General features: G+C 36.9%; 24 protein-coding genes. 13 read left to right on the plus strand and 11 right to left on the minus strand.

Translation table 11 applies throughout. The annotated features are described in order from the left end of the window. Positions 1–62: 62 nt before the first annotated feature. Positions 63–1025, minus strand: coding sequence for a thioredoxin-disulfide reductase (gene trxB / locus ACY2RU_RS08595; protein WP_490138030.1), 963 nt, complete (start codon positions 1023–1025; stop codon positions 63–65). Positions 1026–1238: 213 nt separating this feature from the next. On the opposite strand from trxB, the gene ACY2RU_RS08600 reads away from it, so the two are divergent. Further along, positions 1239–3047 carry an SLC13 family permease gene (locus ACY2RU_RS08600; protein WP_490138031.1) on the plus strand — a complete coding sequence of 603 codons (1809 nt, stop codon included), beginning with the start codon at positions 1239–1241 and terminating at the stop codon, positions 3045–3047. Between the two features lie 123 nt (positions 3048–3170). Continuing rightward, complete coding sequence (locus ACY2RU_RS08605) at positions 3171–3629, plus strand: DUF2383 domain-containing protein (protein ID WP_490138032.1); 459 nt, start codon at positions 3171–3173, stop codon at positions 3627–3629. Here ACY2RU_RS08605 and ACY2RU_RS08610 read toward each other — a convergent pair whose 3' ends face one another. From ACY2RU_RS08610 to ACY2RU_RS08655, 10 genes are all read right to left on the minus strand, one after another. Continuing rightward, a complete protein-coding gene (locus ACY2RU_RS08610) occupies positions 3630–4568 on the minus strand; it encodes an L-histidine N(alpha)-methyltransferase (protein ID WP_490138033.1) in 939 nt (312 codons plus the stop codon). Further along, positions 4569–5735: an ergothioneine biosynthesis protein EgtB gene (gene egtB / locus ACY2RU_RS08615; protein WP_490138034.1), complete on the minus strand. Its 1167-nt coding sequence runs from the start codon at positions 5733–5735 to the stop codon at positions 4569–4571. Next, a complete protein-coding gene (locus ACY2RU_RS08620; protein WP_490138035.1) occupies positions 5732–6247 on the minus strand; it encodes a peptide-methionine (S)-S-oxide reductase in 516 nt (171 codons plus the stop codon). The genes egtB and ACY2RU_RS08620 overlap by 4 nt, the downstream gene beginning before the upstream one ends. Then, positions 6240–6521, minus strand: a complete 282-nt coding sequence (locus ACY2RU_RS08625) for a DUF427 domain-containing protein (protein WP_490138036.1) — start codon at positions 6519–6521, stop codon at positions 6240–6242. The genes ACY2RU_RS08620 and ACY2RU_RS08625 overlap by 8 nt, the downstream gene beginning before the upstream one ends. A gap of 109 nt (positions 6522–6630) precedes the next feature. Then, positions 6631–7212 carry a DUF1989 domain-containing protein gene (locus tag ACY2RU_RS08630; protein ID WP_490138037.1) on the minus strand — a complete coding sequence of 194 codons (582 nt, stop codon included), beginning with the start codon at positions 7210–7212 and terminating at the stop codon, positions 6631–6633. Further along, positions 7209–7886 carry a guanitoxin biosynthesis heme-dependent pre-guanitoxin N-hydroxylase GntA gene (gene gntA, locus ACY2RU_RS08635; RefSeq protein ID WP_490138038.1) on the minus strand — a complete coding sequence of 226 codons (678 nt, stop codon included), beginning with the start codon at positions 7884–7886 and terminating at the stop codon, positions 7209–7211. The genes ACY2RU_RS08630 and gntA overlap by 4 nt, the downstream gene beginning before the upstream one ends. Continuing rightward, positions 7873–8148, minus strand: a complete 276-nt coding sequence (locus ACY2RU_RS08640; protein WP_490138039.1) for a SemiSWEET family sugar transporter — start codon at positions 8146–8148, stop codon at positions 7873–7875. The genes gntA and ACY2RU_RS08640 overlap by 14 nt, the downstream gene beginning before the upstream one ends. Position 8149: 1 nt before the next feature. Further along, positions 8150–8689, minus strand: coding sequence for a DUF421 domain-containing protein (locus tag ACY2RU_RS08645; RefSeq protein ID WP_490138040.1), 540 nt, complete (start codon positions 8687–8689; stop codon positions 8150–8152). A gap of 302 nt (positions 8690–8991) precedes the next feature. After that, a complete protein-coding gene (locus ACY2RU_RS08650) occupies positions 8992–9669 on the minus strand; it encodes a LytR/AlgR family response regulator transcription factor (RefSeq protein WP_490138041.1) in 678 nt (225 codons plus the stop codon). Further along, positions 9662–10801, minus strand: a complete 1140-nt coding sequence (locus ACY2RU_RS08655) for a sensor histidine kinase (RefSeq protein ID WP_490138042.1) — start codon at positions 10799–10801, stop codon at positions 9662–9664. Before ACY2RU_RS08655 ends, ACY2RU_RS08650 begins: the two co-directional genes overlap by 8 nt. Positions 10802–10989: 188 nt before the next feature. Here ACY2RU_RS08655 and ACY2RU_RS08660 point away from each other — a divergent pair, with 188 nt between their 5' ends. From ACY2RU_RS08660 to ACY2RU_RS08710, 11 genes are all read left to right on the plus strand, one after another. Further along, the gene (locus tag ACY2RU_RS08660) at positions 10990–13311 is read left to right on the plus strand and encodes a CotH kinase family protein (protein WP_490138043.1); all 2322 of its coding nucleotides are present in this window, start codon (positions 10990–10992) and stop codon (positions 13309–13311) included. A 208-nt stretch (positions 13312–13519) separates the two neighbouring features. Further along, on the plus strand, positions 13520–13810 hold the full coding sequence (locus ACY2RU_RS08665; RefSeq protein ID WP_490138044.1) for an EF-hand domain-containing protein: 291 nt from the start codon (positions 13520–13522) through the stop codon (positions 13808–13810). 181 nt (positions 13811–13991) lie between these two features. Beyond that, positions 13992–14921 carry a YHYH protein gene (locus tag ACY2RU_RS08670; protein ID WP_490138045.1) on the plus strand — a complete coding sequence of 310 codons (930 nt, stop codon included), beginning with the start codon at positions 13992–13994 and terminating at the stop codon, positions 14919–14921. Between the two features lie 181 nt (positions 14922–15102). Beyond that, entirely contained in the window at positions 15103–15852 is a 750-nt protein-coding gene (locus ACY2RU_RS08675) for a hypothetical protein (RefSeq protein ID WP_490138046.1), read from the plus strand. Between the two features lie 344 nt (positions 15853–16196). Next, positions 16197–16940: a YHYH protein gene (locus ACY2RU_RS08680; RefSeq protein ID WP_490138047.1), complete on the plus strand. Its 744-nt coding sequence runs from the start codon at positions 16197–16199 to the stop codon at positions 16938–16940. Between the two features lie 10 nt (positions 16941–16950). Next, a complete protein-coding gene (locus ACY2RU_RS08685) occupies positions 16951–17565 on the plus strand; it encodes a toxin-antitoxin system YwqK family antitoxin (protein WP_490138048.1) in 615 nt (204 codons plus the stop codon). Next, entirely contained in the window at positions 17534–18229 is a 696-nt protein-coding gene (locus ACY2RU_RS08690) for an SCO family protein (RefSeq protein ID WP_490138049.1), read from the plus strand. The genes ACY2RU_RS08685 and ACY2RU_RS08690 overlap by 32 nt, the downstream gene beginning before the upstream one ends. A gap of 223 nt (positions 18230–18452) precedes the next feature. Further along, positions 18453–18746, plus strand: coding sequence for an EF-hand domain-containing protein (locus ACY2RU_RS08695; protein ID WP_490138050.1), 294 nt, complete (start codon positions 18453–18455; stop codon positions 18744–18746). 19 nt (positions 18747–18765) lie between these two features. Next, positions 18766–19764 carry a YHYH protein gene (locus ACY2RU_RS08700; protein ID WP_490138051.1) on the plus strand — a complete coding sequence of 333 codons (999 nt, stop codon included), beginning with the start codon at positions 18766–18768 and terminating at the stop codon, positions 19762–19764. A 34-nt stretch (positions 19765–19798) separates the two neighbouring features. Continuing rightward, positions 19799–20437: a hypothetical protein gene (locus ACY2RU_RS08705; protein ID WP_490138052.1), complete on the plus strand. Its 639-nt coding sequence runs from the start codon at positions 19799–19801 to the stop codon at positions 20435–20437. A gap of 244 nt (positions 20438–20681) precedes the next feature. Continuing rightward, a complete protein-coding gene (locus ACY2RU_RS08710) occupies positions 20682–21515 on the plus strand; it encodes a universal stress protein (RefSeq protein ID WP_490138053.1) in 834 nt (277 codons plus the stop codon). Positions 21516–21520: the final 5 nt, after the last annotated feature.

A 21520-nucleotide genomic window follows, 5' to 3' on the forward strand; every position in this document is an offset into this window, starting at 1 on the left:
AAAATGAAATAAAAAAAAGCCTTAGATATCTCCAAGGCTTTTTTTTGTTATAGCATCATTTTTTAAGCTGTAACTTCCGTTTCAATAGTTGCCAAATAGCGTTCTGCATCTAGTGCAGCCATACATCCAGTTCCCGCAGCAGTTACTGCCTGACGATATTCCTTATCCTGTACATCTCCGCTTGCAAACACACCTGGAAGATTGGTTTTTGTAGACTTTCCTTTGGTGATCAAATAGCCAGTGTCGTCCATATCAAGCTGTCCTTTAAAAATATCGGTATTTGGTTTATGTCCGATAGCAATAAACAAACCAGTGATCGCGATCTCTTCCTTTTCGCCCGTTTTATTATTCACCATTCGCAGTCCTTCAACCACCATATCACCCAGTACTTCATCAACTTCCGTGTTATAACGTAAGTCTATATTTGGCGTAGAAGTCACTCGATGTTGCATCGCCTTACTTGCTTTCATGTAATCTTTACGAACTAACATGGTTACCTTATTACAAATATTAGCAAGATACGTAGCCTCTTCGGCAGCTGTATCACCGGCGCCTACGATCGCCACGTCTTGTCCTTTATAGAAAAAACCGTCACAAACCGCACAGGCTGAAACTCCACCACCACGAAGTTTTTGCTCACTTGGGATCCCTAAATATTTTGCTGTAGCTCCCGTTGAGATAATCACAGTTTCGGCTTCAATTTGCGTTGTATTATCAACCGTAACCTTATGTATTCCACCAACTTCTTTGCTGAAGTCTACTGCCGTTACCATTCCAATACGTACTTGGGTTCCAAATCGCTCAGCTTGTTGTTGTAGTTGAACCATCATGGTAGGACCATCGATTCCTTCAGGATACCCCGGAAAGTTATCCACTTCGGTGGTAGTTGTCAATTGCCCTCCTGGTTCCATCCCGGTATACATAACAGGTTTTAAATCTGCTCTCGCAGCATAAATAGCCGCCGTATAACCTGCAGGCCCAGAGCCTATGATCAAACATTTAATTCTTTCAACTGTATCTGACATAATAGTATTCTTTGCGTTTTATAAGCCGTAAAAATACCCAATTTAGTTATGCTAGTAAAGTAAAAGTTATTAAGAATTGTTATGATAATATTTGGGAAGACAATAGTCTTGTATCTCTATAAATATCCATTAAAAAAAGTGCTTCAAAATTGTGATTTCTTTAATCATTTTGCGCTGCTTTAATAAATATCTTTAAAATGCTAATCGAATAATATGGAGCTAGAGGTCATTTATGTTTTTGCTATTATTATCATCACAATTGTATTATTTATTACTGAATACTTTCCGATCGATAAAATTGCCTTCTTTATCATCGTAGCCCTGCTACTCCTCAATCTTACGACACCCCAAGAAGCCATTAGCGGATTTTCAAACCCCGCAACGATAACTATTTTAGCACTCATGATCCTTGCGGTTGGACTCGAAGAGAATGGCGTAATTCAATGGCTCACCGACGGGATCAAAAAACTTAAAATACTTCCCCTTGTTCTTCTCACACCAGCCTTTATGATTGTTTCGGCTGGAATCTCAGCATTTATAAGCACCACAGCTGTTGTAATAATTTTTATAAAGATCATCTCTCAACTTTCTGAAAAGTATAATTTTTCGAGCTCAAAACTACTTATGCCTATCTCATTCGCTGGAATTCTAGGAGGAAGTTGCACCTTAATGGGGACTTCAACGAACCTTTTAGTAAACGCTATCGCCCAAGATCTTGGAGCCGAAAAGCTTGGCTTTTTTGAGTTTGCCCTTTTCGGTTGCATATTCGTAGCGATCGGGATCGTATTTATGACGCTTGCCTCTCGATTTCTGCCGAAAGACGCAAAAACCAATATGTTGGATTCCTATCATTTAGATAACTATATGTTTACAGTGAATGTAGGAGGGGAATCTGACCTGATCGATAAAAAAATTGGTGATATTGACATGTTTACTAATGGTTCCGTTTCTATTGTTAAGCTCGTACGAAATAAACAAGTGATCAATGCGCCCGGAAAATACATTGAACTGAAAGAAAATGATAGCCTCATTTTAATGAGTGATCTTGATAATGTAAATACCTTACTTACTGACAAAGGTTTACATTTTCATGAAAAAAAGACACAGCTAGAGAACGCTTCCGAGGAACAAGAGAAAATACCATTAGAAAATCTCTCTTATGTTGAACTTCTTATTCTTCCAGGTTCAAATCTTATCGGAAAAAACTTAAAGCAATTGCGGTATATGATTTTAGAGGGCGCCTACCCGATCGCTATAAAAAAACGTAAGAACATTCGAAATACGAAAGAGCGTTTAGTTCGGAAAAATTTAAACCAAATCAACTTAAAACCTGGAGATCGAGTTCTCGTAGAAATGCAAGAACAATCCATAAATAAACTATACAATCTTCAAAATGTCGCGATTCTTAATCAACACGACTTTATTTCATCAAAATCATTTGGTAAAAAGCTTACAGCCTTACTCATACTACTAGGTGTTATTGGTTTGGCAGCTTCTGGAGTTCTTACCATTTTAACGGCTTCTCTAACCGGTGTAGCGGCCATGTTACTTACTAAGTTGATCTCGTTGGAAAATGTATATCAAAAAGTGAACTGGCAAATCATTTTTTTACTTGCAGGTATGATCCCTCTTGGCGCTGCAATGGCTAATACCGGTGCAGACACTTGGCTCTCGGAGCAATTACTTCAATTACTAAATGGACAAAAACCAATGATCGTAATCGCTATACTTTTTGGTTGCACCATGCTTATTAGCGGAACCATTTCAAACAATGCAACCGCCATCATCATGACTCCAATTGCCATAGCTATAGCTAGCGGACTCGATCTATCGTTAAAACCATTTATCCTAGCAGTCATGTTTGGTGCCAACTTTAGCTTTTTTACGCCTGTAGGCTATCAAACAAATACCCTTATTTACGGTACAGGAGCCTATCGATTTAAACATTTTTTACTAATTGGTGGAGGCTTGTCTGCCATATTATGGGTTGTAGGAACGCTTTTATTAACCACGTTACTATAAGAAATATATAAATTAGACATAAACTTTAGATTCTGATTGCCCTTAAGGCTATTATTAAATACCAAACTTTAACTCAAATTACTAAACAAAGAAATCTATTTAAAGAATTTAAACTAAACTATCATGAAGTCGAAGCAGCACATTTCCGAAAAAATAAACGCCGCCATTACTTTACATAACGATCATCATCGTATTTTTCTTGACGCAGTAAGTATGGCAGATGCAAAATCACTTCAAGGTTTTTTAAAACTTCAAACCGAACTTCGTAGGAAATTTGCACAACAACTAATAAGCGCACTAAAAATATTTGACCCGCAGGCTTCTATTGATGTAGACGGCAGTTTTGTTGGTTCTTTAAAACGTGGTTGGCAGGATATAAAAAGTAGTTTTGCGATGGAAAATGATTTTGACCTCATCAACCAAAGTATGGAACTTGATGCCGAAGTTATACAACATTACACTAAGGTTTTGCAGAAGCATGAGCAAGATCTTACAGAGGCTTTACTCAAGGTGATCAATGAACACCAGACAAAACTGGAATCTCAACAGGATGCCGCTAAGAATTTAGAGGATTTGATGTGATTACTTTACCCAAAGACTGTCGGTAAAATATTGCTTGCTATCTTTAAAATGCGTAAGCACCTTAAAGCCCGACGTTTCAGCTAATTGTTCAATTTCAGGAATAGCGTATTTCTTTGAAAGTTCAGTCCAAAGCAATTCATTTTTTTGAAATTGAAAGCTCTTTTTAAGTCCTTTGATCTCAACAACTTGGTCTTCTAAACTTACAAGATAACTTTTCACCTCCCCAGTTTCCGGACTGTAATGACAATAGAAATCGAATGCTTCGAGATCAAAATCTGCTTCAAACTCACGATTGATCCTTTTTAGCAAATTGATATTAAAGCGCTTAGTTATTCCGTGACGATCAAAATAGGCTTCATGGATGGTTATAGGGTTTTTCTTAATATCCATACCAATCAAAAGCTTGTCGCCTTTATCCATATTTTGATAAAATAATTGCAACAATGCTAACGCCTCTGCTTCTAAATAATTTCCAATATTTCCACCAAGAAAAAGCAGTAAGCTAGGGGTTTTATCGGCTTTGGTTTCCTTTAGCATTTCAAAATAATCGCCCACTTTTGGCTGAATAGAAAGTTGCGGCAACTTCTCTTTTAACTTTTCTGAAAGGATATCGATCGCTTCTTGAGAAATATCTATGGGTGTATAATGGAAATCAACTTTTTTATTAACCAAATATTTAAGCAACTGAAATGTTTTTGAACCATCTCCAGCTCCTAATTCTACAATGTTAAACGGTTCCTTAAACTGAAGCGCACTGTAAATTTGCTGACCTTGCTCTGAGAGGATCTCAAATTCGCTATTGGTCAAATAATATTCGGGCATTTGCATGATCTCCTGAAAGATCCTACTTCCCGCATCATCATAAAAATACTTCGAAGACAGGTGTTTTTCTGAAGCAGAAAGCCCTGAAATGATATCGTTTGCAAACTGTTTATTCATCTATTTTGCGAGTCTAATTCCTGAAAACAACCAACGGTGCTGTGGGTGAAAAAAATTGCGATATGTAGTCCGGCAATGTCCTTTTGGCGTGGCTATAGAGCCTCCACGAAGTACATGCTGACTCACCATAAATTTCCCGTTATATTCGCCTAAGGCACCTTCATCTTTGGTGAAGTTAGGATATGGCAGATAAGCACTCCCTGTCCACTCCCAAACTTGTCCGTGTTTTATTTGTGGCGCCGCAATTTCCCATTCAAATTCGGTGGGAAGTCGCATTCCTTTCCATTCGGCATAGGCAAAAGCTTCATAAAAACTCACATGCATTACAGCTAAGTTAGGATCTACTTTTTTTAAACCATCGTAATCGTAATAATGCCATTCACCGTTTACTTTGTGCCAATACATCGGTGCTTTTATATCGTTATTCCTAATAAAATCTAAACCTTCTGCATGCCAATAATTAAAATTTTTATAGCCGCCGTCGTTTATAAATTCTAAATATTCTCCATTGGTAACGGGAGCCATTGCTATTTTATAATCTTGCAGATACACTTTATGAGCGCCCATTTCATTATCAAAACAAAATGAATCATCCTTATGTCCTACTTCGTAAATGCCTTTAGCAATATGAACAAAGGAAGGCGTATTTTCAACGGGCGACAAATGCATTGTAGTTTCATATGAAGGCAACAGCGGTTGATGTCCTAAAATATATTTTATATCGTAGGCCAATAATTCTTGGTGTTGCTGTTCATGATTTATGCCGATCTCAAGTAAATCTAAAACAGATTCATCTTCAGTTTGCTCCAATAGATCCAAAACATGTTGTGTCACATACTTTCTATAGGCATATACTTGCGAAACTGTAGGACGCGTCATGAGGCCACGGTTGGGTCGAATGACACGATCACCAGCATTGTTGTAATAACTGTTAAATAAATACGCGAAATCTTTATGAAAATCTTGATAGTTGACGTCAAACTTCCGAAGTAAAAATTCTTCAAAAAACCACGTAATATGGGCAAGGTGCCATTTGGGCGGAGACACATCAACGATGGGCTGAATACTGTAATCTTCAGTTTCTAAAGGCTTACAAAGCATTTCTGTTTGCGCGCGCACTGCTATAAAAGCATCAGTGAGTTTCCTTTTTCTAGTCGTTATGGTCATATGGTTGTTAGTGGTAAGCTACGCTCTGTACGCAGGTGTAAACCAAATTTTTCACGTAACATGTTTAACTTAGGATCTATATAGCGCTCGCAAAATGGCCTATTGGGATTGCTGTAATAATAATTTTTTAAAGACTGTCTTGAATGCTTGAAGATACCAAAATCGTATATTTTCGTCACCAAAGTTTTGTTAAAAGATAACTGAAATTTCTTCGACAAAAGTATCGCTTCTTCTTTTTGTTCTTCGGAAAAGGTATAAATTCCAGATCGGTAGCGTGAACGTAAAGCGTGATCGGAGGCACTTTGATGCGTTCTTAAGTGAATTTCAATCAAGGTTTCAAGTGTGATGATTTCGGAAGAAAACACTACTATAATTCCTTCTGAAAAAGATCCAACTTCCTCTGCGGAAGAAATATAGCCTTGCGCTACACTCGAAACACCTTTAAGCGATTGAAAAACAGCTTCGGTACACCAATGGCAACCGCCACTTAAGCCAATTTTTGAACTATTCAACAATTTCAACTCCTTTCCAAAAAGCTACATACCCTTCAATTTTCTTTGCTAATGCAGAAACTTTTGGGTAGTACCAAGCCGCGTCTTTGTTTTGTTCGCCATCTACCTCAACATTATAGTACGAGGCTTCACCTTTCCATGGGCAATGACTATGAGTTTCACTGGGTTTAAAAAACTCCTTGTGAATACTTGCTGCCGGAAAATAATGATTTCCTTCAATGACAACAGTTTCATTGCTTTCTGCAATGACGGTATTATTCCAAATGGCTTTCATACATTGTTTATTTATATAGGCTAAGTCTCTTAAAGATACGGAGCATTACACGGCCCTCCGAAAACTTATAAAATGTTTAACAAACAGCTACGCATCGTAAGGATTCCTTTCATTCATCAATTATTTTATAGCCAATGGGTTTAAATGAGCCGCCGTTGCTGTCTTTTGCCGAACAAGCCGTAAGACCAACGATCAAATCCATTTGTGCTTTAAAACAAATATGGTCGCCCGCTTTGGACGTTGGAGGCACTACTTTAATTTTTCCAGCGGAATCAAAAGTAACATTCATAAAAATGTTGAAAGCCGAAGGTATATCGTCCTTTTCTATTCCAAATTCTTTTAGATTTTTATATAAATTTCCAAAACAACTGGGGTGATCGCCTGTCATATTATAAAAGTGTTTAAATGTTTTCGGGTCACACGGTGCTAAGAGAAAATCATTTCTCCCATTAGTATCTTCCAGAATTTCGACCATTTTATTACTCCTATTGCTCCACAAATAATTTCCTTTGGTCAATAAAATAGTTTCTTCATAATCGAAAGTCTTACCAGAGGAGATCTTTTCTTTAATATCTGAAGCATTATACAAAAGCATATCAGAAACTTGCCGACCTTCAATATCGTAAACTTTTAGGGTTTGGCCTTTTTTTAAATGAAAGGCAACGCCAGATTTTACCGGAATTATATTCATGACTCTTTATTAAAATGATAGGGACATTTCCAGCTTGAATCTACTGCACGGCCACTATATTGTCTTGCTTCACTATTTGTTCCGAAGTCTTCTAGCATGGGGTTGATGGATCCTTGGTAGGCTTTATCTCTTCTCCGAATGATGTTTCTAACTCGATCATATCTGCCTGCACTTCGCAATAGTTCAAATTGCCCATGTAAATTAAAAACGATCATAGGAAACGGCGATTGTCTTGCATTTCGCGAAGATTCTGGATGCATTCCAACGATATAGAAAGATGTGCCAAATAAACTGTAACTGAATTTCGATGATTCGGGATCTGAGCTTGTGGTCTCATCCCACGGACGATCATCTATTTTATGAAGAGCATAAAGCAATTGCCACAATTTGTTCTCAAATTCAACCTCCGTAGATATATTTTCAGTTTCAAAAACGGCAATAAATGTTTGAAACTTCATACTATCAGAATTGACATCATCAAGATATTCCTGCAAATCCTGAAGCAGCTTAGTCTGGGTTAGTACATCGTTCATGACTCCATAATTACAGATCGTTAAATTATCATCTGCAACGATACTCTGTGCCATAACACAGGGATGATCGTCTAAAATAAATTCACGAACGGCTTCTTCAATATGTGTTATGGTATATTCTTTTTCACTAATATTTTTCATTTTCCTTATTTTTAGATTTGAAATAAATAATAAGCATCGTGCCGTTTAAACAGAAAGACACAGCATTCGTAATAATAATGGGCCAGTCGCTTTTTACAATGCCGTAATACGTCCAGAGCCCTACTCCTATTAGTAGGATCGAAAAGAAGGTTGGACTTATATCCTCAGCTTTTCCTGTTTTGATCGCCTTTAAGATCTGTGGAATTACTGCCACCGTAGTAAAGATCCCCGCAAGGATCCCGATCACGTCTGTAAAGCTCATATTACGCGCCCTTTACATTAAAACCTTTTACCCCTTGTAGCAATTTCTCCATAAGTTTTTTGTCTGAATTCGTATGAAGCACAGACATATCTCCTGTACTTTCTAAAACAACAGCAAGAACTTCGTCAAAATGGATCACATTAGCTTCGCGTAGCTTAGCGATAAGATCATCCTCCCCAACATTCGTCTTATTCAGATTTTCATAATAGATCTTACCATCTTTCATAAGAATGATGGGATCATTTGTAAAAAGTCTATTTAAAGTCTTTGATTTTCTAACCGCAAAGGCAAAAGAGGTTTGAAAAAGTACAATAGCCGATAAAGCGATCGCTCCTTTGACCAACGATTGGTTAGTATCGAGAATAATGGTAGCTAAGATCGAACCAATAGCAATGGTTGAGGCAAAGTCAAAACTAGACATCTTGGCAAAGGTTCTCAATCCTGATATTCGTGTAATGGTTATAATTATCGTAAAAACTATTATAACCGATATTGCTACCTTTCCTAAGATCGGCAGCGAAGCATAGACCCAATTTTCCATATTTTCTAGATTATAAACCCGCCATTGTTGGGAGTCATATTTAAATTAATGGTCTTATTTAACTTTTTATTTAGACCATTTCTTACTAATCTAGCACAATCAGGCAACAATTCATTTTAAAGAAATCATAAAACTTATTGTTCAAAGCATTTGGGTTACACATTTTCTGAATAATGTTAAAACCAATCCTTTTTATGTTAAAATATGCGCCTACACGAGCTAACTTGACAAATAAGGGACAAAAAAAACCTGTGAGAGATCTCACAGGCTTTAGATAGTTTTATATATATGTTTCCTAAGTTTTAAAACAATTCATTTTTTACTTTGTCGTAATAAGAATCACTCACAGCAATGATATTAGTCCCGATCAATAGATCTCTACCTTTCATTCCTGTCACTGCATTTTTATTCACAATGTAAGATCGATGTACACGCATAAAGCTAGCGGCTGGTAGTGTTTCGACCAACGATTTTAAGCTTTGGTAGGCCATGATTTTTCGGTTTTCTAAATAAAACATCACATACTCACTGTCACTTTTTATATAAAGAATATCAGCCAAATTTACCTTGTGAAGATCATAGCCCGATTTAATAGTGATAGTTTGTATGCTACTTTCTGAAGTTCCTTCCGAAGCAATTTTCACCTTATTCACCGCTGCGAGAAAACGCTCAAACGTAATAGGTTTTAAAAGGTAATCTATTGCGTTCAATTCAAATCCATCTAAGGCGTATTCTGAATATGCCGTTGTAAAAATGACACGCGTGGTTGCTGGGATAAGCTTCGCAAAATCGGTTCCTTTAAGTTGTGGCATCTGAATGTCTAAAAAAACCACGTCGACTGGTTGGGACTTCAGTATTTCCAAGGCATCCAATGGATTCTCAAACTCACCTTTAAATGTCAAAAAAGATAGTTTATCGACATACGATTTCAATAAAACTCTCGCCAATTCTTCGTCGTCTATGATGATACAGTTAAGCATGGATTTTAAGTATTAATTCGACCTTAAATATTTCGTTTTCTTCGGAAATGTTCAAGGTGTGTTTATTGGGATATAATATAGCCAGTCGTTTTTTGACATTTTCTAAACCAATACCACCAACTTCATCTTTTGTTACCTCGTTCTCAGCAAGGGTATTTTCAATTTTAAAAACAATCTGGTCGCTATCGGAATCAATTTGAATCTTTATAAGTGTATTATCGATCTTTTCAATATTACTGTGTTTAAACGCGTTTTCAACAAAAGGAATTAAAAGCATCGGGGCAATTTCTACATGGGCATCTGCCATTGAAAATGCAGTATATATAGGATAGTCCTTGCTGCTTTTTAAAACAAATAGCCTAATATAATCTTCAATATAGTCAACTTCTTTCTGAAGCGACACATAGGGTCTTTCACATTCATACAATACATAGCGCAACATGTTTGAGAGGTAGCTAATACTTTTTTGAGTTTTATTGGCATCTATAGCAGACAAAGCGTAGATATTGTTGAGTGCGTTAAATAGAAAATGCGGATTGATCTGCGATTTTAATAACTTAAGTTCAGTTTCTAAGGTTTCCGTTTTACTCAAAATTAAATCGGCTTCCTTTCTTTTTGCAAAGAGAAAGATCTCGATTACCGATGTCAAAACAAAGGTTAGACACAGTAATAAAAAGTTGATCAGAAAAGGTGAATTTAGTAAGCGTCCAAACGGATTTAACTGTCCGCGACCTTTTCTAATAGGGGGTCTCCGAGCATCATCGTTGAGAGAATCTTCCAACGTATCGTACTCTACACCATCTGGCGGCCCTAATGGAAGTTCATCTGCAGAATGTTGTTCAACCCCCTGAGGCGGATGATTTGGAGGTAAAATAACTGAGAATTGATATGCTAAAAGCGCACTTAACAGAAGTGAAACTAAACCAAACGCAATAAGTAGTTTGGTATTTTTTTTCGACAATATCTTCTGCGCCAAAGTGACTGTAATAGTTACAATTATAATAACCTGAATGACACAGATCATCCAATTCTTTTCAAGGAAATCAACCTTGTTCTCATGCCCCAACGCAAGGATAACCCAAACAATGGCCCAAAAGATAAGCTGAAAAAGGATCTTTTTAAACGCTTTCATGCTGCAAATAAAACGAAATAAAAAGTAATGTTCTTTAGAATTGACAGAATCTAAGCGTGTTAAAACCAAGTTTCAACAAATGAAATGTGCCATTCGCTGAAAACTTTAGGCAATTCACTGAAAACTCAAATTCTATATAAGTGATACTCGCACCTTTGTACTTCAATTTAAAAACTTTTCTGATAGATATGGAACCAAAAACACTACAATTAAAATCATTATTCACGCTTGTTTTGGGCATTATGCTAAGCGTTTTTGCAACGAGCACATCCTTTTCCCAAGATTTCTACGACATTGCTGATATTCAGACCATCGAGATCGTATTTACACAGTCTAACTGGGATGAGATCTTAGACCTTGAAAAAGCAGGTGACAATAATTACACAGAAGCCGAATCTGTTACCATCAACGGTGAAATTTTTAATCAGGTTGGTGTAAAATATAAAGGAAATAGCTCTTACAATCCTAACTTTGATAAGAATCCGTTTCATATTGAACTTGATACTTATGTAGATCAAGACTACGAAGGTTATAAAGACATCAAACTGGCCAATGTTTATTTCGATCCATCTTTTGTTCGGGAAACAGTTTCGTATGCCATTGCCGGACAATATATGGATGCACCAAAAGCAAACTACGCCAATGTATATGTTAATGGTGTTCTTATTGGCCTTTATACCAATACCGAAGCCATTACTAAAACGTTCGTCGATTCTAGATTTGGTTCAAAAAGTAACGCCTTCTTTAGTTGTAGCCCACCCGATGGAGCTGGCCCTGGAACAAGTAACTACCCTAACTTAGAGTATTTAGGAACCAATAGCAGCAATTATGAAGAAGCTTACGAAATAAAATCTGATGGCACTGATGATTGGAATGATCTTATTGAATTGACCAATATCTTAAACAATGACATTACAAATATCGAATCTGTATTAGATGTTGACAGAGCCCTTTGGATGCTTGCATTTGATAATGTGTTGGTTAATCTAGATAGTTATATTGGAGCCTTTAAACAAAACTATTATTTGTATCAATCGGATGCAGGTGTATTTAACTCGGTTGTTTGGGATTTGAACATGTCATTTGGCACTTTCAGTATGACAGGTTCTGGTGGCGGCCCTGGTGGCGGTGATTTAAACACTACAACAGAAAAGGCCGAAATGGATCATTTGTTACACGATGATAGTAATGACTTCCCATTGGTAAAAGAATTACTTGCAATTCCTCGTTACAAAAAAATGTACTTAGCCCATTTTAAAACAATTCTTACTGAAAATATCACAAATTCGAATTATTTGACGATGGCAAACGACTATCAAAATATCATTGATGCAGCGGTTCAAGCCGATTTCAATAAGTTTTATACCTATGCTCAGTTCAACGGAAATATTAATACAGACTATAATTTAGGTATGAACACTGCACCAGGGTTAACCAACCTTATGGGAGCCCGAGGAAATTATTTGTCTGCACTCAATGATTTTACCGTTGTGCAGCCAACTATTTCTAATGTGAATGTTTCAAATACAGATCCAACGGTTGGTGATGTGGTAACCTTTACTACTACTGCCGTTAATGCCAATACAAACGGTGTTCTATTAGGGTACAGAACCGATCAGTACGGACCATTTACAAAAACTCAAATGTTTGATGATGGCGCACATAACGACGGTGCAGCTGGAGATAATGTGTATGGCGTTGACTTTACCATTACAAATGATTATACCCAATACTTCATCTATTCAGAAAATGATGATATTGGAGCTTTCTCACCAGCTAGAGCTGAGCATGAATTTTATACGGTAAACGCAACCTATGATCCATTACCAGTAGGTTCTATTGTGGTAAATGAATTAATGGCAGACAATGAAACAACTGCAGCCGATCAGGATGGAGAATTTGATGATTGGTTAGAATTGTATAATAATTCTGCCGAAACGTTAAGTTTAGATGGTTTGTACCTTTCTGATGATGCAAGCGATCTATTAAAATGGGAATTTCCAGATGGCCTTACGATGGCTCCAAATAGCTATCTCATTATTTGGTGTGATGGCGATCTTGAGCAAACCGGACTACATGCCGATGTAAAGTTTTCAGCAAATGGTGAAAGCGCTATTTTATCGTATTCTGATGGAACTATCATTGAGAATATTACCTTCGGTGAACAAGAAACAGATCTGAGCTATTCGAGAATACCCAATGGCACAGGAGATTTTATCATTAAAGACCCCACCTTTGGATATGACAATGAATTGATCCTTGCGGTAGACTCCTTTGATGCATTGGCAGCTTTACAATATTATCCAAATCCAACGAACAACTTGCTAACTATTGAAAATCCATCAGCGGCTATTACGTCGGTTCGAGTTCAATCGGTTTTAGGACAAGTACTACACAGCGAATCATTTAATAGTTCTTCCCCAATCCAAATCGATTTTTCAGGTTTTTCTGAAGGAATGTATCTTGTTACGATCAATGATACTAAGGTGATCAAGATCCTTAAAAACTAAACATTCGTTAGAATCAACAAGCCGTAATTTAGAAAAAGACCCTACGATTTAATCGTGGGGTCTTTACTTTTATAGCAACTACTAAAACCAATTTGAATTAAACAGCACTTTTACTTAAAAGTGGTGTAGATTCACTGAAAACGCACCTTTCACATGTATCTATTCGCGACATTTGTTCTATCAAATATCAATTTAAATTATTGACAGTATGAAAAAGATATCTTTAAAAACAGCAGTATTGGTAGTAGCCTTTGTTTGCTTCGGAATTACATTTTCAAATGCACAATCGAAACGCGAAAGACCAAAAAACCCACCAACTTTTAGTGAAGTGGTAACCGAATTGGATAAGAATGATGACGGAAAACTTTCGCTCTCGGAAGTTAAAGGACCATTAAAAGAAATGTTTGCAGATATAGATACAAACGAAGATGGTTTTATCACGGAAGAGGAATTTGAAAAAATGCCCAAGCCCGAAAAAAGAGAACGGCGTTCAAATTAGTTCGAACGACGCTAACAAAATCTTAAAAAACAATTTTTTTATAGTTGTTAGGTTAGTTGGTCAGTGCCTCGTAAATGATGGCGAGGCACTCATTTAATCACACCTCTAAAAAAACAAAATCATAATTATCAAAATAAAAACCCTGATGCCATTATCAACTTACCTCCGTTACACTTTTTTCATGGGAGCGCTTTCAGTTATAACAAGCTGTAAAAATAGTGCGAATCATGATGCACACTCACATGATGATAGTAATCACACCCACGAAGTAGTAAATTATTTTGAATCCTATACACTCGATGACGAACAATACGGAACGAAAACCGTAGTTACGGTGAATGGCAGTATGCGCAAAATTGAAACCAATGCCCTACCAAACCACAAAACCGGAACCTTTCCTAATGAAGGAAACCCAAACACGATCAAACCACAAAACAGAAGCTATACGTTGCCCGTAAACCCTAAATATATTGGAAAAGCGGAATGGATTCGAGAACCCGGTGTTGCGCTAAACGGAATCAAATTTGAACCCGAAACTGCCGAGGTTGTACTCTGTGATACTGGTGAGCGCTATCGTGTGGAGGCAAAACAAGATCTAATCGATATGGGGTTAGATTTTAACAATGCGCATGTACAACCCACAGGTGCATATCATTATCACGGTACACCAACCTCAATGATAGAAAAATTTGATACGGGAGAAGATTTAGTCCACGTTGGGTTTGCAAAAGATGGATTCGCTATGTATTATTCCAAAAGTGGCGTTTATAGCCCCAGTTATAAATTGTATGACGAAAATCGTGAAGGTGAAGATTGTTCTTATAACCGACCAGGGCACCATTTAGATGTTCCTATCGACACGAGTCATCCCGACGGCACCTTTGTATCAGACTGGGAATATGTAGAGGGGTTAGGAGATCTCGATGCCTGCAACGGTACCGAGATAAATGGAACTTATGCCTATCTAATTACGGACAAATACCCTTATGTGCCTCGTTGTTTAATGGGTGAATTTGAAGAAGAGCATCACGGTCCACCACCAGGTCAAGGCCCGCCTAATGGAGAAAGACCAAGAGAAGACGAAGGTGATCTTAACCAACCTCGCAGATAGTACATCCACCCATTAAATTTGCTGGTTTAATTTTTCAAACTATCAATAAGAACTTAACTCCTAGTTGAATTAGCCGTTCCTACTAAACGAGTTATTCCTTTGCGAGGGGCTTTAATTATCATTAAAGCCCCTCAATGGGATATATAAAGGCTCTCTACACACTATTTAATTCAAAATGCTAATGACGTTTTTCGGGAAATTTCGAAGAAAGATGATACTCAATGGTAAGTTCAAAAATTACCTGCTCTATGCTATCGGAGAAATTCTATTGATCGTAATAGGGATCTTAATTGCATGGAAGATCAACGATCTAAACGAAATAAGAAAGAATAGAATTGTTGAATTAAAGATCTACGACAGTTTATATGAGGAGTTGCGTACAAATCTAAACGTCTTGGATAGTGCTATCGTTCGATATGATAACAACGTACTATCTCTACAAAATTCGCTTCAATACGTAGGCGAACAGAAACAACAATTACCGCAAGAGACAAAAGATCTTATTGTACAGGTAAAATTCAGAAATACAAATTTGAGAAATGATGCCTTGCATTCGATCAATAATACCAACAAATTTGAATTTCTTCAAGACGAGTCACTAAAGAGTCAAATTGTAGCCTACCCAAATGAAATCACCATATTTAAAAATCAGGAGGTAAAGATCAGAAACATTGTTGACAACCGACTAAAACCAGTGATTGAAAAACACATTTCATTAATTGATTTGCTTCCGAAGACAAACAAAAAATATGCTCAAGTAAGAAGCGTCGTGCAGCAATCAAATTATTCAGATCTTTTAAATAGCAGAGAATATCAAAATACCGTCATTGATCAATTATTACAAACTGAAATTCATATAGGGCTTACAAAAAACCTTCGAAAAAAAACAGAAAACCTTGCTGTCAAATTAAAAAATGAATTAAAAAAGTGACCCCTGCTATCGTTTTATGATTTCAAATATTGCTAGTTCTTTTCCACCGAAATAATAGTAAAAATTCTTTCTGAAAATCTGATCATTTTTATTTAACTGAATAAAACTGCGAGTTCGCTTAAAGTTAGTACCTGTAGGTTGATTGATACATTTTGGTATCCTTGAAGTGATTACTTTGGTGTAGCATTAAAGCAGAATTCACCAATAAACACATAATAGTATGAAACGAACAACCTCTCTGAAAACCGAATTCCGTTTCGTTCCAGCCGGTTCAGATTTTACCTACGAACGTTCATTTAAATCAAATTATTCAAATTCTTACAATCAATTAAAAAATAAAAAAGATGAAAAATTCCTTTAAAATAGTACTCCTAACAACCGCGTCTTTCCTTGCATTTTCAGCCTGTTCAAGTGACGATTCAACGACACAGGAAGAAGATGAAGAAGTGGTAACTGAATTACACGCTGCTTTTTCGGCTTTTAACACCGAAGCGACCACGATCTATTTAGATGGATCTAACGTAGTTATTGAAACGACAGGCTTACCCAACCACGAAACAGTATATTGGGGAGAGGGTCACCCGTTATATAGAGAGGAACCAGATGTAGAGACTACACCTTCTATTATGTCGAGCAACAATAATGCAGTTACCATTACTGTAGATGCTACACCAAACTTAACTGGAAGTACTGTTGCTACCGAGTTAAATACCATTGGGATTGCCGTGAGTGGAGCTTCCATATTTAATGACCAAGAAGGTAATGGCCCGTTAGATCAGGCGGCTGCCAGCTTAGATTGGACAGGAGCTCACATTGGCCCCGGTGTATATCACTATCATTTAGAGCCTAAAGCCTTTACTAACGATGATGAAAATCTAGTAGGAATCCTTATAGATGGTGTTTTTCTCTACGGAAGAAAATGTAATTCTACCGGAACCTATCCTACAGATCTCGATGCATCGGGAGGTCACACAACTACGACACAATATACGCTAGGCGAAGAAGAGTACCACTATCACATAATTAATGAATTATACTCTAATACAGGTTCTTACATTGCCTTTACTGGTCCGTATCAAGGTTATTAATCTATACTGTATGAAAACACTTCTTTTAATACCTCTTATGCTCGTCCTTTTTGCTAGTTGCAATAAAACGTTGGTGGCGAATGACAAAGTTGAGAAAGAGGAAACGATCGTGATCGAAGATACTGAGGTATTAAAAGAAGAATTGGTCTTGAATCAGATAGAAGGAGAATGGTACTACAAAAATGAACCTTACTCTGGTTATTCCTTGAGATTCTACCCAAATGATACTTTGGCAGAACGTATTGGGTACTACAAAGGAAAACGAGAAGGTATTGCCAGAAAATGGTCCGAAAATGGGGTGCTTCGTATAGAATCCTATTATAAGAACAACCGCTTAGACAGTGTGTATAAAAGCTGGTGGGGAAATGGTGTTTTATCTGCGGAAACCAACTATACAAATGGTATCAAGCAAGGTATAGAAACGGAATGGTATCCTACAGGACAACTAGCAAAACAAAGACAACTTATCGATGGTAAGGAAAATGGGTTGCAAAAGGCTTGGTTAAAAAATGGAACCTTATATATTAATTACGAAGCCAAAAATGGACGAATTTTTGGTATGCGCAAAGCAAATTCGTGCTATGAATTAAAAAATGAAAAAGTTATTAGAAATAAAAAATTATAGCCTTATAGTATGTCTACTGCTTGTATTTGGTACGGGTTGTGATAATACGTCTAAAAAGGAAAATAAGACTGTTGTTGAAACGAGCAGAACTGATTACCTCCCCTATTATAAGGAAGAATCTTTTACACCAATCTGGTTGACTCCAGGCTCTAAGGAGGAACAAGATTTTCATAAAATCCCTGATTTTAAACTAACAAATCAGTTAGGAGAAACCGTTACCCAACAAACATTTCAGGATAAAATCTATATAACCGATTTCTTCTTTACAATCTGCCCCGGTATTTGTCCGCAGATGACCGATAATATGTCAAAATTACAGCAAGAATTTAAAAATGACTCGGACGTGCTTTTGCTTTCGCATTCCGTGATGCCATCGTCAGATTCAGTGCCCGTTTTAAAAGAGTATGCTGAAATTCATGATGTTATTGATAATAAATGGCATCTAGTTACTGGTGATAAAGAACAAATATATAAGCTGGGTAGAGATTCGTATTTCGTTGAAAATGACTTGGGAGAACCTAAAAGTATGGACGATTTTCTGCATACCGAAAACTTTTTACTGATTGACAAAAACAAACATATTCGAGGGATCTATAATGGATTGAACCGAGCTTCCATAATGCAATTGATCACAGATGTAAAGACATTACAATTGGAAAAGTAATGATAAAATTGCTTTTCCAAAATGTCTAAATAGCCCTTTTGTACCCTTTATTTTAAGCACAATCTAAAAAATGGGGCCTCCTAAAGAATCTACTAAAAAACGCTTTAATGAACTATTAACTCAACTCACTGAAAAGTAAGACTTGTTGGCTGAAAACTCATTTTTGGTGTCTATTTAAACTGGATATTTGATCTTATAAATAATGAATTTAAAAAATAATACTATGAAAAATATAAATTTAAAAACCGCTCTACTTACTGTAACTCTTGTTTGCTTCGGAATTACCTTTTCAAATGCACAAGAAAAAGGTGAACGCCCTAAAAAGCCACCAACATACAAGGAGTTGTTGAAAGAGATGGATGCTAATGAAGATGGAAAACTTTCCGCAGATGAAGTAAAAGGACCTTTAAAAGATGACTTTGCCAAGATCGATGCGGACGAAGATGGTTTTATTTCCGAAGCAGAATTGAAGAAAGCTCCTAAACCAAAAGGCAGAGAAAAACGCGCGAACAAATAATCAGTTAAAACAACATTCTATGAAATCAAGTTTTATAAAAATACCGATCCTTGCCATTGCGATGATCGTTGCCGCCTTAACAAGCTGTACATCATGCTCAAGTGATAACAGTTCTAGCACAGATGATGAAACTACAGATGATGTTGTGGTAAACGTAGATGCGTCCCTCTTCTATACAAATGACGGATCGGTTATTATTACTACTGTTCCATGCACACTTTCAGACGAAACAACCACCAATTGTTACCAAATTGTAGCTACAAGCACCCCTGCCGATCATGAGATGGGGCCTTGGTGCCCAGACAATATTACCGATGGTGCAGAAGCTGGAGGTATTTGGTTAGAAAACGGACAAGTATATGATGTTGATGGCGCCTTTATCGAAAATATGGCAAGCTTTTACAATGATAATACTTGGCTTATGTATGATGCCAATGGTGATATCTACACCACCGATACGGAAGAAGATTGTGCCAATGCAGCAAATCCAGATGTAGGTGAAGAGTATGAAAATTTTTGTGTAGAATGCCTGCCATCTTATGTAACTGGTTTAACTCAAACATATCTAATACCCATTACTCCTGTAAAACAATCAACCTCAACAGATTTTGGCGGTTTTGGTCCTCCAGGACAAGGAAATGGTCCCTCAGTAAGAGGTCTTGCCTTTAATGGCGTCCGGTTTGATGCTCCGGCACCCACAGATGTAATTCTAAGTGCGTATACCTTAGCTCCTTTTGACGATGCGGGTGGGCATATCAATTTAAACGCTGGCTACCACTATCATGCGGCAACTGGGGGAAGTACGCAATTAGCACAAACCGATGGGCATGCTGCGATGATCGGTTATGCAATTGACGGCCATGGCTTATATGCAGAACTCGATACCAACGGTAATGAAGCGACAGATCTTGACGACTGTAGAGGGCATACCGATGAAACCAGAGGGTATCACTATCATGTGGATAATGCAGGTACTAACAATTTTATCAATTGCCTATATGGGGCCTATGCCGAATAGAGCTGCGATAGGTCAACTTTAAAAATAGTTTATCATGAAAAATCTTTTTTTGTTTTTAACCATCTTGACCGTATCTGCGAAGGTATTCGCGCACCAACCCGATGTCTCAACCACTATGTTCGTAGAGAAAGAAAACAATACTTGGGTATTACAGGTTAGCGCTTCTTTAACTGCCTTTCAGTATGAAATAAAGACTCACTTTTCTGAAACCCCGTATAAAACACCTGAAGAATTTCAAGCAATGGTTTTGGCCTATGTCAAAAAGAATTTGGAATTACAAATCAATGGATTGCAGATTGCATCCTTTGGTGACGGAGTGGTAAAATTAGGTCATGAAACAAAAGTTGTTTTTGAAGTCTTCGGAATACCTTCGGAAATACATTCGGCTGTTATAAAGAACAATGCTTTTAAAGATATTTATAAGAGTCAGAGTACGCTTATCATAGCAAAGGAAGGTTTTAAAAAAGAACATTTTGTGATGAATGATGTAAATGACCATACAATTGCTTTAAAAGTAACCAATGAGGCGTTCATTTTGCGACCTGAAACTACCAATATTATCAGCTTTAATTCCCCTAAAAAACTTTCTCTCGGGATCGCTATGTTGGTTGTTTTTACTGGTTCATTTTTTTGGATCTTTCGGGTTATTCGGGAGAAAAAAGAAAATATATAACTGTACCAACCCAAAATTCAGCATTAAAAATTTCATTTTGTAGTTAGTTGTTTGTTCAGTAAAAGCTTCGGGAGAAATCGCGAAGCTTTTTTAATTCAGAAAATCCTTAATAATCTTATTTCGTCCAAGAACAAAGCTATATGCTTTATATATTCTGGTTAGATCTATACATTTTAAGGCCATGACAACCGTCATTTTTTAATCTTTTTGGCTATCTTACTTTGGCACTGTAAAATTCAGAAAAATGAAGAATATCCTTTTACCTACAGACTTTTCAGCCAATTCAATGAATGCCATTGAATATGCGATGCACTTTTTCGAAAATTGGGAGTGTAATTTCTACATCCTCAATGTTCAAAAAATTTCAGAATATATCAGTGATGATCTGGTTGCAGGATCTAAAACAGATTCAATTTACGAAAGTATCGCTAGCGATAATAAAAAATTGATCAATGAATTGGTCAAAAAATTAAGTAAAAAGTATAAGACCCAATCTTACACTTTTCAGGGCTTGTTTGATTATGACGATTTTGTTGCTGCAGTAGATCAAGCCGTAAAATTTCATTCTATCGACCTGATTATTATGGGTACTAATGGAGCAACCAGTGCCAAAGAGGTTGTTTTTGGCAGTAATACATTGCAGATAATTAGAGGAAGTAATTGTCCGATGTTAGCCATTCCCGAAAATTATAAGTTCAAAAAAATTAGCACCGCTATGTTTTGCAATCAAAACTCTGAAGATTTTAGCGAACAAGAAGTAAAACCACTAAAAGACGTGATATCGATGCATCAAGCAGTTCTAAAAATTGTTGAACTTGATGAAAATAAAACAGCTTTGAAAGATCAGAAAGAAAACACCAACCTGAGTACGCTTTTTAAAGATATTCCGTATACGTATTATTCACTTGATCAGCTTGCAGGCTGGACTGCCATCAATACAGCTACTCAGTTACTGAATGTTGATCTAAATGCGATTTTCGTTGAAAACAAAACACTTTTAGAGCGGCTCTTTTTTGGCTCTGACACTTCTGCAATGCTCTACGGAACAAAGGTTCCCCTCCTATTACTTAAAAGATAAGTGAA

This window comes from Ulvibacter sp. 2305UL32-6 (assembly GCF_058148545.1).